The following is a 14,344-nucleotide window of genomic DNA, read 5'->3' as shown; positions in this document are numbered from 1 at the left end:
CCATCAAGCATCCCGCCCGTGGTGGTGGGCACGCTTCGCTCTGCCCACCCTACGCATCTGCCCGGCGGCATCGATGGAGAGCCTGTTGGCCCAAAACATCTACGACGATCCTGTCTTTTTTGCCGGTTACACCACTTTGCCGCGGTCCGTGCGCGGGCCTGACGGCGCGCCAGAATGGCCGGCGGTCCGCGCGCAACTCCCCGATCTGGCCGGCAAGCGCGTCCTCGATCTCGGCTGTGGCTTCGGCTGGTTTGCGAGATGGGCCCGCGCGCAGGGAGCTGCGCATGTGCTTGGTCTCGATCTCTCCGAGAACATGATCGGCCGCGCGAGGCTGGCTACCCATGATGCCGGCATCGAATACAGGATCGCCGATCTCGAACGGGTCGAGTTTCCGCCGTCCTCGGTCGACCTTGCCTATAGTTCGCTGGCCCTACATTACATTGAGGATTTCGAGAGGCTCGTGCGCAGCGTCTATCATGCGTTGGGGCCGGGCGGGCGTTTCGTCTTCACCATAGAGCATCCAATCTATATGGCTTCGAGTAACCCGGGCTGGCGCACCGATCAGGAGGGGCGCAAGACGTGGCCAGTCGATGCATACGCGCTTGAGGGGCCACGCAAGACGAACTGGTTTGCGGATGGCGTGATCAAGTATCATCGCAGGATCGGAACGACACTGAATATGCTGATCGGCGTCGGATTTGAGGTCCGGCACGTCGAGGAATTTGCTCCGACACCCGATCAGATTGCCGCAATGCGCGATCTTGCTGAGGAGCTGGAGCGGCCAATGATGTTGATTGTCACGGCCCAGCGGCAGGCCCGCTGAGATCTACTCCGCCGCGACCATCTGTTGGGTCCGCCACTGTCCGAGCAAGGCGCGGAGTGACGCCGGTTTCACCGGCTTGTTGAGCACGGCGATGTTTTCCTCGCGTGCGGCGGCGCGGACATGGGGGCTGCGGTCGGCGGTGATGAGGATCGCGGGCAGCCCCTCGCCGAGGCGGCGGCGGATGTCGCGGATCGCGGCGACGCCGTTGCCGCGGTCGAGATGGTAGTCGACCAGAAGGCCGGTGACGCGCCCGCCCGCGGCCTCGATCGCACCGATCGCGCTTTCGGGATCGGCGACCGCAATCACCTCGGCGCCCCAGGCGGTCAAGAGCGTCTTCATGCCATCGAGGATCGTCAGGTCATTCTCGATGCAGACGATCAGCGCGCCGCTGATCGGGGTCTTGGCGAGCGGCGTTGCGCTGGTCACGGGACCCGTATGGTTGATGGCTTTTGCGACCGGCACGGTCACCGAGAACACCGAGCCGCCGCCCGTATTGGCATCGAGCGCAATGCCATGGTTGAGCACGCGCGCCAGCCGCTCGACGATCGACAGCCCCAGCCCCAGGCCGCGCGCGATCCGCGCGCCCTGTTCGAGGCGGTGGAACTCCTTGAAGATCTCGCCGCGCTTGAGCACGGGAATGCCGACGCCGGTGTCGTAGACGCAGATCTTGAGCGACTTCCCGCGACGCCGGCAGCCCACCAGCACGCGCCCGCGCGGCGTATATTTGATCGCGTTGGAGATGAAGTTCTGCAATAGCCGCCTGAGCAGCGAACGGTCGGACTCGACCGCCAGCGAACAGGGCACGAAGGCCAGCTCCAGCCCCTTGGCACGCGCGATCGGCGCAAACTCGATTTCGAGCGAACGCATGAGATCGCCGATCTTGAAGCGGCTGATCGACGGCGTCATGGCACCGGCATCGAGCCGCGAAATGTCGAGCAGCGCGCCGAGAATCTCCTCGATCGCTTCCAGGGAGTCGTCGATATTCTCGACCAGGCGGGAATCCTCGCCGCCCTGCTGGCGCTCCACCATGCTCGTGACGTAAAGCCGCGCCGCGTTCAAGGGCTGCAGGATGTCATGGCTGGCGGCGGCGAGAAATCGCGTCTTGGAAATGTTGGCATCCTCGGCGGCGCTCTTGGCCAGCGCCAGCTCGGAATTGAGGCGGGTGAGTTCCTCGGTGCGGTCGCGCACGCGCTTTTCCAGCGTCGCATTGGCGCGCTCCAGCGCCTCGGCCGCCTCGAAGCTCGGCGTCACGTCGGAGAAGGTGATGACGAAGCCGCCGCCGGGCATCCGGTTGGTGCGGACCTCGATCACCATGTGGCGGTCGGGCAGCCGCTCCAGGTAAGGCTCGCCCTCGGTGGTGTAGGCGGCGAGCCGCTTCTCCAGCATGATCTGGGCGTCTCCGGAGCCTGACGGATTGACCGCGCCCATGAACTCCAGGATTTCCGACAAGGGGATGCCGAGTTGAACCAGATGCGCCGGCAATGCCAGGATCTCGGCGAATTGGCGGTTCGAACAGATCAGTTGCAGATCGGCGTCGAACACCGCAATGCCCTGGCGCACATGATTGAGCGCGGTCTGCAGGATCTCGCGGTTGAAATGCAGCGCCGCATGGGAATCGTCGAGCAGCTTCAGCGCAGCCTTCGCCGAAACCGTGCGCTTGCGGAGCAGCAGCGACATCACGAGCCGCGAGGAGGCGGCGCCGATCGAGGACGCGATCAGGCGCTCGGCATGCTGCAGCAATTCGAGGCCGGCGGGCGCCGACGCGTCGGGCCTGCCGCCACGTTCGGTCGCAAACGCCTCGAAGGCGAGGCCGGCGCGCTCGGGCCCGAGATATTGCGCCACCGTGCTCTGGATGTCCTGCACCGTCACCGTGGTGCGCCAGCGCCGGAAACTCGGCGCGATCGGCGTGAAGGTGTGGGGCACGAACAGGTCGGCCTGCAGGCGTTCGATCGAGGTCGGCTCGCGCGCCAGCGAGAACACGAGGTAGGTGAAGATGTTCAGCGACAGGCTCCACAGCACCCCGTGCAGCAGCGGCGGCAGGTCGGTGCCGAGCAACGCCTGCGGCCGCAGCGCCTCGATGCCGAAGGGGCCGTGCTGCAGCAGCATCAGCCCCGTGGTGCTGCTCTCCAGGAAGCTCGGCAGAAACAGCGTGTAGATCCACAGGGCAAAGCCGACCACCATGCCGGCGATAGCACCGCGCGCGGTCGCCTGCCGCCACAAGAGCCCACCGAAGAAGGCGGGCGCAAGCTGCGTGATCGCCGCGAACGACAACAGCCCGATCGCGGCAAGCTGGGTATTGCCGAGCGCGCGATAATAGAAATAGGCCATCACCATGATGCCGAAGATCGCAAAGCGGCGCACGCTCAGCAGGAAGTCGCTGAAATCCTTCTGCCCGGCGAGCGCTTCGCGGCTTCGCTGCAACACCATCGGCAGCACGATGTCGTTGGAGACCATGATCGACAGCGCCACGCATTCCACGATCACCATCGCGGTGCCCGCCGACAACCCGCCGATGAAGACGGCGACGCTGAGCAGCGACGCGTTGGCCTCCATCGGCAGCGCCAGCACATACATGTCACTGTCGACGGCGCCGAACGGGAAGGTCACGAGCCCCGCGATCGCGATCGGGATCACGAACAGGTTGATCGCGACGAGATAGAGCGGAAACAGCCAGCGCGCGCGCCCGACCTCCTCCTGGCCTGAATTCTCGACCACGCTGACATGGAACTGGCGCGGCAAAAGCATGATCGCGCAGAACGACAACAGCGTCATGGTCAGGAAATTGCCGACCGACGGCACATATTCGATCGCGCGCACCGCTTCCGGCGTCTTCATCGCGCGCTCGATCAGTTCGGTCGGTGAGAACATCCAGAAGGTGACGAAGATGCCCGCGGCGAGGAACGCCACCAGCTTGACGATGGATTCGGTCGCGACCGCCAGCATCAGGCCGTGCTGATGCTCGGTGGCATCAGCCTGCCGGGTGCCGAAGAGCACCGCGAATACGGCCATCGCCAGCATCACCACCAGCGCGATGTCGCCGAGGATGGGGACCGAGGAAAACGCCCTGTCCTCGGTCAGGATCGTTTCCAGCGAGGAGGCGATCGCCTTGAGCTGGAGCGCGATATAGGGCACCGAGCCGATGATCGCGATCAGCGCCACGGTGGCGGCCACCGCCTGGCTCTTGCCGTAGCGCGCGGCGATGAAGTCGGCGATCGACGTGATGTTCTGCGACTTGGCAAGCCCGATCACGCGGCGGAGCAGCGGCGTGCACAAGCCGATCATCAGGACCGGGCCGACATAGATCGCAAGGAAGTCGACGCTGGTGCGGGTCGCAAATCCGACCGAGCCGAAGAAGGTCCAGGAGGTGCAGTAGATCGCGAGCGACAGCGGGTAGATCACCATGCCCGCGCGACCGCGCTTCGTCGGCAGCGAACGATCGCCGCGGCTGGCGACAAAGAACAGGAACCCGATATAGCCGAACGCGGCGGCGATGACGCCCCAGTCGTGCAGCATCGCTGCTCATCTCCCTTCCCGGCCTCAGAGCGGGCCGTGAAGGGGCAGTATAACGGCATCGCACGGGCGGCGCACCGTACGATACCGTTCCAATTCCTGATGTCGCGTCGTTAGGGTTATTCTGCCGCCATCGACCGCTTGCGGAGCGGCAGCCCAAGCCGCTCCCAGACCTGCAGCAGGGCCTCGGCGAGGCCGTCCATCAGGCCGTCGTCGTGATAGGGGGATGGCGTGATCCGCAGCCGCTCGGTACCCTTGGGGACGGTCGGATAGTTGATCGGCTGGATATAGATGCCGTGTTCCTCGAGCAGGATGTCGGTCGCGCGCTTGCACTTTTCGGGGTCGCCGACGAACAGCGGCACGATATGGGTGTCGCTCGACTTCACGGGCAGGCCGGCCGCGTTCAGGATCGCCTTGAGGCGGGCGGCGCGTTCCTGGTGGCGCTCGCGCTCCCAGCTCGAGGTCTTGAGGTGGCGGATCGCAGCGGTCGCGGCCGAGCAGATCGCCGGCGGCAGCGCGGTCGTGAAGATGAAGCCCGGCGCGTAGGAACGCACGGCATCGATGATCTCGGCCTTGGCGGCGATATAGCCGCCGAGGCAGCCGAACGCCTTCGCCAGCGTGCCTTCGAGCACGTCGATACGGTGCATGACGCCGTCGCGCTCGGCGATGCCGCCGCCGCGCGGCCCGTACATGCCGACCGCATGGACCTCATCGACATAGGTCATGGCGCCATAGCGCTCGGCGAGGTCGCAGATCTGCTCGAGCGGCGCGACGTCGCCGTCCATTGAATAGAGGCTTTCGCAGGCGATCAGCTTCGGCCGGTCGGGACCGGCCTCGCGCAACAGCTCCTCCAGATGCGCGAGGTCGCTGTGGCGGAAAACTTTCCGCTCGCAGCCGCCCTGGCGGATGCCTTCGATCATCGAATTGTGGTTCAGCGCGTCCGACAGGATCAGGCAGTTCGGGATCAGCTTTGCGATCGTCGCGATGCCGGTCTGGTTCGAGACATAGCCGGAGGTGAACAGGAGCGATGCTTCCTTGCCGTGGAGGTCGGCGAGTTCGGCTTCGAGCTGCACCAGCGGATGATGGGTGCCGGCGATATTGCGGGTGCCTCCGGCGCCGGTGCCGACGCGAGTCGCGGTCTCGACCATGGCGCCGACGACCTTGGGATGCTGGCCCATGCCGAGATAGTCGTTGGAGCACCAGATCACGACATTGCGCTGGCCCTTCGGCGAGTGCCAGATCGCGTGCGGGAAGCGGCCCGCGATCCGCTCGAGGTCGGCAAATACGCGGTAGCGCCGTTCGTCATGGAGGCGGTTAAGGGCGGCGCTGAAAAACTGGCTGTAATCCATCGGCAAACCTGGAGCAGGACCCGGCCGGGGCGGCCACCTCTTCTTAGAGCTTTTCAATCTCTAATGTCTATCCGCTATCCCATGTTTGGGCATGCACCAGACATTGGACAGATTGTCCATGGAAGCGCGGCAAATGTTGATGTGGATCAACGACCTAGACCGGCCGCTGGAATGCGCGCCAATAGCTTCGCGGGCCGCATCGTTACGCAATCGCACGATGCCCGTAATTGTCCGGATCAGCCGAACCGGAGCGTAGCGTCAGGTGGTGCGGAAGCGAAGGACGCCGTCGATTGCCTCGGCCGTCAGCCGGCCCTCGACCAGCATGTAGTTGACGTGGGCGATCAGTTCGCCGGCGGCGAATCCCATCTGGTGCGCATCCAGCACGTGCTTGTGGAACACGACCGGCACCAGCTCCTTGGAGGTCTTGGCGGTCTCCCGGCAGGCCTCGGCGATCAGCCCGCAGCGCTCCTCGTGATGGTCGGCGAGCTGCTTGATCCGTGTCTTCAGGCCGTAGAACGGCACGCCATGGCCGGGCAGCACCAGCGCGTCATAGGGCAGCGTCGTGGTGAGGCTCGCCAGCGAGGCCAGATATTCGCCGAGCGAATTCTGTTCGGGCTCGACGGCCCAGACACTGACATTGGGCGAGATCTTGCTCAGCACCTGGTCGGCGGAGAGGAACAGCTTGTCGGCGGCGCAATACAGCATCACCTGGTCGAGCGCATGTCCGCCGCCCGTGATGACCTTGAAGCGCCGCGTGCCGATGACGACCTCGTCGCCATGGGTCAGCCGGCGGTAGGACGCCGGCAGCACCGAGACCCGCTTCAGATAATCCTGGCCGCGGCCGAGCAGCTTGTCGGTCAGGTCCTCGTCCATGCCATGACGGCGGAAGAACAGACGTTGCGCGGTCAATCGTTCGGCGGTGCCGCGGTTCTGGTGATAGACCGACTGCAGGTATTCGACCTGCGACATGTACAGTGGGCAGCCGAACCGCTCGATGATCCACCCGGCGAGCCCGACATGATCGGGATGCGAATGGGTCACGATCAGCCGCGTGATGGTCACGCCCTTGAGCGGGCCTTCGAACAGCGTGGTCCAGGCTGCGATCGATTCCTCGTTGCCGAAGCCGGAATCGATCATGGTCCATCCGTCGCCGTTGGCGAGCAGGTAGATGTTCACGTGGTTGAGGCGGAACGGCAGTTTCAGCCGCGCCCAGAGCACGCCCGGCATCACTTCCACGACCTGGTCCGGGCCGGGGTGATTTTCGAAGGGGTATCGCAGTGCCTCCGCCGAGGACTGCACGCTGTCTGTTTTCGAATGCATCGCCTACCGGCTTAGCGGTACCGGCCGCCCGGCGCTAGCTCAAAAAAGCAGATGCCGGTTCGGATAATGGGCATGAATATCCCGTAGCCCGGATGAAGCGAAGCGCAATCCGGGATTGGTGATCCGGGGCGAGACGGCCCCGGATTACGCTTCGCTCCATCCGGGCTACAGTTGTTCCCGGGGTGGCGGCGGTTCCTTACGCCGCGCGGATATTCGACAGGAACGCGTCGATTCCGGCGCGCAGCACCTCGGCCTCCCGGCGCAATTCGCTGGAGGCGTTCAGCACCTCGCCGGCGGCGGTGCCGGCTTCCGCCGAGGCGCTGCTGACGCCGACGATATTGCTTGAGACCTCGCTGGTGCCGCCGGCCGCGTGCTGGATGTTGCGGGCGATCTCGCGCGTCGCCGCGCCCTGTTCCTCGACCGCGGCGGCGATCGCGGTGGTGACGTCGTTGATCTCGCCGATCGTATTGCTGATGTTGCGGATCGCGGAAACCGCCGTCGTCGTCACCTCCTGCATGCTGACGATCTGCTGGCGGATCTCGTCGGTCGCCTTGGCGGTCTGGTTGGCGAGGCTCTTCACCTCGGAGGCGACCACGGCAAAGCCGCGGCCGGCTTCGCCGGCGCGCGCCGCCTCGATGGTGGCGTTGAGCGCGAGCAGGTTGGTCTGCGAGGCGATGGTCTGGATCAGGTCGACCACCACGCTGATGCGCCCGGCGTTCTCGGCAAGGCCCTGCATGGTGACGTCGGTCTGGCCGGCTTCGTCCACCGCCTTGCGGGCGATCTCGGCCGAGGTCACGACCTGGCGGCCGATCTCGGCGATCGAGGAAGAGAGCTCCTCGGTGCCCGCGGACACCGTCTGCACGTTGACCGAGGTCTCCTCGGCCGCGGAGGCGACCGTGTTCGCCAGCGCGCTGGACTGGTCGGCGGTCGCCGACATGCTCTGCGCCGTCGACTGCATCGAACTGGCGGCGTTCTGCAGGCTGTCGAGGGCGCTGCGGACGGTGGATTCGAATTCGACGATGCGGGCTTCCATGCGCGAGGCGCGCTCAGCCTTGGCGATGCGGTCCTTGTCCTGTTCGGCCGAGAGCGCGCGGCCCTCGATCATGCTTTCGCGGAACACCGTCAGCGCGTTGCCCATCGCGGCGATCTCGTCGTCCTGGCGGCTCTGATGGATCTCGGTGTCGAGATCGCCGGCCGACAGCCGCTGCATCGAGTCCTGCAGGCCCTTGAGCCGCTTGAGGATGTTGCGGCCGACATAGAGCCAGACGAACAGGATCGAGCCGATCAGGGTGCCGATGCCGAGCGCGAGCATCACCATGGTCGCAAACGAAATCTCTTGTTGCGCCTGGCTGGTGGACGCATCGGTCGCCTTCCGCACGCCGTCGACGAGCTGCTGCACGCTGATGCCGAGGCCAATATTGAGCTTGCGGGTCTCCTCCAGGATGGTCTCGCCGAAATCGGTGGCGTCCAATTCCTTCTGGCGGACCTTGAACACGCCGGTCTTGCCCTGGCCGAGCGTCTGCAGCTTTGCGGCGGCATCGGCCAGCGCCTTGGTGCCGGAATTCTTCGGCAGCATCTCCAGATTGGAAATCGTCTGCGAGAGCACCCGCTTGAAATCCTTCTCGATCGCTTCCAGCGTGTCGCTGTTGGTCGCCGACAGCGCTGCGGCCATGTTGGAGGCCATCAGGTTGCCGCTGGCGATCACATCGCCGAGCTGCTCGACGACGCGTGCGGCGCTGCTTGCGTCGTCGGACGACGGCTCGGCCGCGCCGAGGATGGCATGGAGCTGGCTCTGCGCGTCCATCATCGCCGGCGCCGAGGCCGCGACGAACTCGGCTTGCACCTTGCGCAGCGTTTCATACTGCTTGTCGTGCAACGCCGCCGTTTCCAGCCGCTCGCGCGCGGCCGAGCCGAGGCTCTGGATCACGTCGTCGATGTTCTTGACCGTCTCGGTCAGCGCTTTCCCGATCGCCTTGTCGGCGCCGAGCTTGATGATCTCGTCGAGCTTCTGCAGCGCCTGCTTCTGCGTTTCCTTCATCTTGGCAGAGCGCTCGTTCAGCGCCTCCTCGGTGCGCGAGGCGAGCAGCGCCGGACCCTGGCTCGCCAGGCTCGCGCTTTGCGCCGACAATTGCAGGCTGGCGGCAAGCCGCGGGATGTCGCGGCCGGAGAGGTCGCCCATGGTCTTGCCGAGCTGTTCGAACACCATGGCAGCGCCCGCGCTGATCACGATCGCCATGGCGGCGATGACGGCGAACGCCGCGAACAGGCTGCCCCTGACGCCCCATCGCGGGCGGCGGATGCCTTTAAGTTTCAATTTACCGAAGCGGAATCGTAACGCCATCTACCTGCCCCCGCAGTCACTGTCCTTGAGCTTGAATCCTCGCGCGGCAGTATCGCGATGGCGGGTTAACAAAATCGGGAACCCGAATGTGCGGCGGTGCAATTTTTGCCGCGCATGGCGGCGTTGAAGTAGCTTTGTACCGCACGTCGGAATTGATCACGCAGTGCTTGCAGGAAACCCGCGCCTACAACCTCTCGAGAATCAAAAAAAGGCCGGCGAGATGCCGGCCTTTTTCAGATCTCTTGTTCAGATCTCTTGTTCAGATTTCTTGGATCGCGGTCAGTAGCCCGTTGCCACCGGCCCGCCGAAACTGCCGAAATTGAAGCGGTAGTTGATGCCGGCTTTCACGGTGTGCTCGTCATTGTGGAAGCTGCCTAACGGCACCAGCGGGGCCGGCGCGACGAAGCGGCTGTCGCCGAAATCGTAGAATTGATATTCGGCCTTGGCCGACCAGTTCGGCGCGAACATGTATTCGATGCCGCCGCCGACGGTAAAGCCGTTGCGGTGGCGGTCGCTTAGCGCGAATCCGACCGGGACGCCGCCGAACCTCAGCGTCTCATTGTTGTCGGAGTAAGCGTAGCCGCCCTTCGCGTAGATCAGGCCCGGGCCCCAGGTCCAGCCGACGCGGCCGGTGATCGAGCCGATCCCGCGCTGGTCGTTGTTGTAGACGAAGCCGCCGGGGAACGCCGCGCTGACCTGGTCGCCTCCGAGCCAGGAATACTGACCTTCGACGCCGACCAGAAAGTTCGGGTGGAATTGCCAGTCACCGCCCACCTGGACGCCACCGAGGAAGCGGGTTTTGCGGTCGCTGAGCGCGAAGCCATTAAAGTTGTCGCTGCTGGTGAAGGCGCCGCCGATATGGCCGCCGACATAGAAGCCGGTCCAGTTGTAGATCGGCGCGGCGTAAACCGGCGCCGGGGCTTTGCTGTAGTAAGGGCGGGCGCCGAGATCGGCGCCAAATGCCGGCGCGGCTGCGGCGAACGCCATGAGGGCAACGGTTGCGAGCAGGATCTTCTTCATTTCCAGTCCTCGAAAATACAAACGAGACGCTGCGCGCAGCGCCCCCTGGGGCGAGTAAAGACCGCATTTGAATAAAATGATGTCAGCGGGGGACGATCGCGGTCGATAATCCAACCTATTGGCCGGTAATTGTTTTTTGTGCTTAACGGCGGCTTAAGGAAGGGTGAAGGAAGGCTTAATTTGCGCTTGGGTGCGCAAGCTTTGCGGAAGCCATTCCTAACCGGGCAAGACTTGCTTAACCAAGCCGGCGCCGGACGTCCTCGCGCATCTGTTCGCGGAATTGAGCCTTGCGCGCCGGCCGTTCCTTCTCCGGGACGTCATAGCGGTCGAACACGTTGAACTTCTCGAGGATCGGATAGTGCTCGCTGGCCATCGCCAGCACGCGTAGGAGATCGGCGACTTGCGCGCTCGGTCCCGTCACCTCCCAGCGGCGGACGGTGTTGGCGCCCTCGGGCTCCTTCAGTCCGCACAGCTTCGCCATGTCGGCCGCCGTGAGTGGCCGGCCAATAGCCTCGCCGAGATGCTCGCGGAGCTTTTTCAGCTCTGGGCCGGTCATCGATACCTCGTTCGGACCGGAACATGATCCGGAAAAGTAGGCGCCAGCTTTCGAAGCGTCTGCGGGAATATCATGCTCACACAAAAGATAGAGCGGAATGACGGTTCATCACGCTTTAGTGGCGCTCCATTCGGATGGTTTGTGAACCAGATCACATAGCCCATCGCGGAAGCAAGTTATACCGCACGCCGATTCCTGATGAGGAGGAGATCATGCGCAGCTTGATTGAAAGCCTCACACCCGACGCTTGCCGAATCGACTGGAAATTGATCGGCGCCATGTTCGCGTTTTATATGGCAGTGGTGGTGATCACAGCCGGTCTGCTGATGACCCATCGATCTACGAAAGGCTCGGCTTACGAGCTGTCGCTGGCTGCGGTCGCTTGCGTGTCCTGTGCGCTTGCGGCCGATTGATCGAACTGGATCATGATCCGATCAGACGGAATCGGGTCATGGTCTCCGCGCAGACGCTTTGCGCTCGTCGCGAGGGAGAGGTTTCCACTTCCGTATCATGTTCAAGAGCGTTTTCGAGCGAAGCGGACACCGCTTCGCGTGAAGAAAACGCGTCAAAACAAGAATCTAGGCTTCCGAATGATGCTCGATCACGTCCGGGGGCGTGGCGACCATCAATAATCGCGCCGGTCCAAGCCCGGCATTGCGGCCCATATGCGGCCGGTCGCCGAACAGATGGACGCAATCGCCCTGGTCGAGCACGAAGCGTTCCTCGCCGATCTGAAATTCGATCCTGCCCTCGAGCACGTAGAGGATTTCCTCGCCCTCATGGGAAAGCAGCTTGATGTCGAGGTCCGAGGTGACCGGAAAATCGAGCACGAAGGCGCTCAGCTTGGGGTCTGCGAGGTCGCCCGAGAGCCAGTGATAGTCATAGCCGTTGGCGGAGTGCGGCGGAGAAGTCTCGCGCTGGCGGCGGCGCGAGATCGTGTAATATTTGGGCGCCTGGACGTCGCCGGAATCCTCGAACAGGTCACGCAGCGGAATGTTCAGCCGGGTCGCGATCAGGATCACATTGGCAATCGACATCGCGGCCTCGCCGCGCTCCACCCGCGAGAGATAGGCCGCCGAGAGGCCGGTATCGTTGCCGAGCGCCTGCAGCGTGAGCTTCCGATCCGTGCGCGCTTTACGGATTCGCGCTCCAAGTTGCCGGGCGATCAGCCGTGCCTGATCCATGGCCCCTCCCGAAAGCTATCGTGATGGCTTACCGGGACCTGCTCTAGAGGTGATTTGCATCGGGCGCAAGATCAGCGGTAAATACGGCGCAAGCTCCGGCTTGCGCCGTATCATAATGTGCAAGTCACTTCCTGATCAGCGGGCACGCGCTCGCTTCCAAGGGCGGAAATACCTTGTCGGCCGGCAAGGTGGCCAGGATCTTGTAATAGTCCCACCGCTCCTTGGATTCCTGGGGCTGCTTCACCTGCATCAGGTACATGTCGTGCATCAGCAGCCCGTCCTCGCGGACCCGGCCATTGTGGGTGAAGATGTCATCCACCGGCAGCTCCTTCATCTTCGCCATCACCGCAATTGCTTCATCGGTACCGGCCGCTTCTATCGCGCGAAGATAATGGCGCACCGCCGAATAGACGCCGGCTTGCGTCATCGTCGGCATGGCCTTGTGCAGCTTGAAGAACTTTTCCGACCAGGCGCGGGTTTCCGGATTGCGGTCCCAGTAGAAGGCCGAGACGAAGCGCAGGCCCTGGGTGCTGGCGAGGCCCATCGCATGGATGTCGGTGATGAAGACGATCGGCGCCACGAAGGTCTTGCTCTTGTTGATGCCGAATTCCGCCGCCTGCTTGATCGCGTTGGCCATGTCGGCGCCGGCGCTCGCCAGCGCCACCACCTTGGCCTTCGAGGATTGCGCCTGCAGCAGATATGAGCTGAGGTCGGCGGTGTTGAGCGGGTGGCGCACCTCGCCTTCGACAGTGCCGCTGCCTTCGGTCACCGCCTTGCGGATATCGTTGGCGAAGGCGTGGCCGAATGCGTAATCGACCGTCAGGAGAAACCAGCTCTTGTCGCCGGCATCGGTCATCGTCCTGGCGAGACTGTAGCCGTTGGAATAGCTGGTGTAGACCCATTGCGCCGAGGTGGCGGTGCAGGCCTTGCCGGTGAAATCGGAAGAGGCCGCCATGATGATGGCGATCTTGTTCTTGTCCTTCGCCAGGGCCTGCACGGCAAAGCCGACCGACGAGTTCGAGAAGTCGGCGACCATGTCGACGCCATCCCGGTCGAACCATTCGCGCGCCTTTGCTGCGCCGATGTCGGCCTTGTTTTGGTGATCGGCGGAGACGAGCTCGATTTTCTTGCCGAGGATAGTGCCGCCGAATTCCTCGATCGCCATTTTCGCCGCAACCACCGAGCCCGGACCGGCCAGATCCGCATAGAGCCCGGACTGGTCGTTCATGATGCCGATCTTGACGAAGTCGTCCGAGACGACCGGGTCGGCGGCCCGGCCCTGCTGCATGGCCAGGACCAGGCCGATCGGCACGACTGCAAGCCTGAGGAATTTCGTCAGTGACGGCATCTTGCTTCTCCTTTGGATTCGCTGGGCGGGGAACGGCGTTTGCGCGATCTCGCCGCACAATTTTTGCATATCATGCACTTCAGTGTAGGATTAAATTATCGGCATTTGCCGATTACGAAATAGTCTGGACGTAATTTGCATGATATGCAAAATTCTCAACGCAGCTAGGCCGGCCCCTCGCGCCGAAAAAGCTGAGAGAAACAGGAGTAGGGGATGTCGGACGCCGTCCTGATGTCGTTGGCTGACGTGCACAGGTCAGCCAAGGCCGCGCTGCTTGCGCAAGGATTTAGTGCATCACATGCAAATGCGATTGCGAACACCGTGACCATGGCCGAGCGGGACGAATGCCGCCATCACGGCTTGTTCCGGCTGCCCTTCTATATGAACGGGCTGCACTCAGGTCAGGCGTCGCCGGACGCCGAGCCTGAACTGTCGGTACTTGCGCCTGCTGTGATCAAGGTCGATGCGAAATACGGTTTCTCGCCGCTGGCACTGGAGCGCGGCGCGGAGCCGCTCGCCGCGCTCGCCAAGAAGATGGGGATCGCGGCGATGGCGGTGAACAACGCGCTCAACGTCGCCGCGCTTTGGCCGGAGGTCGAGCGGCTGGCGGAGCACGGCCTGGTCGGCTTCGCCTTTGTCGCCGCCAGTCCCTATGTCGCGCCGGCCGGCGGCACAAAGCCGCTGTTCGGCACCAACCCCATGGCATTCGCCTGGCCGCGAAACGGCGAGCCTCCGGTCGTGTTTGATCAGGCGTCGAGCGCCAGCGCCCGCGGCGAGATTCAGCTTCGGCTTCGCGACGGCAAGACATTGCCCGACGGCTGGGCCATTGGACCGGACGGCACGCCGACCAGCGATCCGACCCAGGCGCTGGCCGGCGCGCAGCTTCCGTTCGG

11 protein-coding genes are annotated in these 14,344 nt (G+C 63.8%); 3 read left to right on the top strand and 8 right to left on the bottom strand.

The features are described from left to right. The first annotated feature begins 85 nt into the window (after positions 1–85). Entirely contained in the window at positions 86–823 is a 738-nt protein-coding gene (locus tag CWO89_RS29570; protein WP_130582111.1) for a class I SAM-dependent methyltransferase, read from the top strand. Positions 824–826: 3 nt separating this feature from the next. On the opposite strand, the gene CWO89_RS29565 is transcribed toward CWO89_RS29570, so the two are convergent. The 6 genes from CWO89_RS29565 to CWO89_RS29540 form a co-directional block, all read right to left on the bottom strand. Beyond that, positions 827–4,336: a PAS domain-containing hybrid sensor histidine kinase/response regulator gene (locus CWO89_RS29565; RefSeq protein ID WP_130582110.1), complete on the bottom strand. Its 3,510-nt coding sequence runs from the start codon at positions 4,334–4,336 to the stop codon at positions 827–829. A 116-nt stretch (positions 4,337–4,452) separates the two neighbouring features. After that, the gene (hemA, locus tag CWO89_RS29560; RefSeq protein WP_130582109.1) at positions 4,453–5,682 is read right to left on the bottom strand and encodes a 5-aminolevulinate synthase; all 1,230 of its coding nucleotides are present in this window, start codon (positions 5,680–5,682) and stop codon (positions 4,453–4,455) included. A gap of 258 nt (positions 5,683–5,940) precedes the next feature. Further along, positions 5,941–7,002, bottom strand: coding sequence for an MBL fold metallo-hydrolase (locus CWO89_RS29555; RefSeq protein WP_130582108.1), 1,062 nt, complete (start codon positions 7,000–7,002; stop codon positions 5,941–5,943). A gap of 196 nt (positions 7,003–7,198) precedes the next feature. After that, positions 7,199–9,343: a methyl-accepting chemotaxis protein gene (locus CWO89_RS29550; RefSeq protein ID WP_130582107.1), complete on the bottom strand. Its 2,145-nt coding sequence runs from the start codon at positions 9,341–9,343 to the stop codon at positions 7,199–7,201. 279 nt (positions 9,344–9,622) lie between these two features. Next, positions 9,623–10,363 carry an outer membrane protein gene (locus CWO89_RS29545; RefSeq protein WP_130582106.1) on the bottom strand — a complete coding sequence of 247 codons (741 nt, stop codon included), beginning with the start codon at positions 10,361–10,363 and terminating at the stop codon, positions 9,623–9,625. A 235-nt stretch (positions 10,364–10,598) separates the two neighbouring features. Continuing rightward, the gene (locus CWO89_RS29540; protein WP_130582105.1) at positions 10,599–10,919 is read right to left on the bottom strand and encodes a hypothetical protein; all 321 of its coding nucleotides are present in this window, start codon (positions 10,917–10,919) and stop codon (positions 10,599–10,601) included. Positions 10,920–11,131: 212 nt separating this feature from the next. Here CWO89_RS29540 and CWO89_RS29535 point away from each other — a divergent pair, with 212 nt between their 5' ends. Further along, positions 11,132–11,332, top strand: coding sequence for a hypothetical protein (locus CWO89_RS29535; protein WP_130582104.1), 201 nt, complete (start codon positions 11,132–11,134; stop codon positions 11,330–11,332). A gap of 165 nt (positions 11,333–11,497) precedes the next feature. Here the strand turns inward: CWO89_RS29535 and CWO89_RS29530 are convergent, their stop codons facing one another. Beyond that, positions 11,498–12,103: a helix-turn-helix domain-containing protein gene (locus CWO89_RS29530; RefSeq protein ID WP_130582103.1), complete on the bottom strand. Its 606-nt coding sequence runs from the start codon at positions 12,101–12,103 to the stop codon at positions 11,498–11,500. 124 nt (positions 12,104–12,227) lie between these two features. Continuing rightward, positions 12,228–13,451: an ABC transporter substrate-binding protein gene (locus CWO89_RS29525; RefSeq protein WP_130582102.1), complete on the bottom strand. Its 1,224-nt coding sequence runs from the start codon at positions 13,449–13,451 to the stop codon at positions 12,228–12,230. Between the two features lie 213 nt (positions 13,452–13,664). Between CWO89_RS29525 and CWO89_RS29520 the strand changes: the two genes are divergently transcribed. Next, a partial coding sequence (locus CWO89_RS29520; protein WP_130582101.1) for an Ldh family oxidoreductase occupies positions 13,665–14,344 on the top strand: 680 nt, incomplete at its 3' end.

It is taken from the genome of Bradyrhizobium sp. Leo170 (assembly GCF_004296405.1).
Taxonomy (GTDB): Bacteria; Pseudomonadota; Alphaproteobacteria; order Rhizobiales; family Xanthobacteraceae; genus Bradyrhizobium.
The sequence above is the reverse complement of the archived record's forward strand: the minus strand, read 5'-3'. Positions and strand labels throughout refer to the sequence as shown.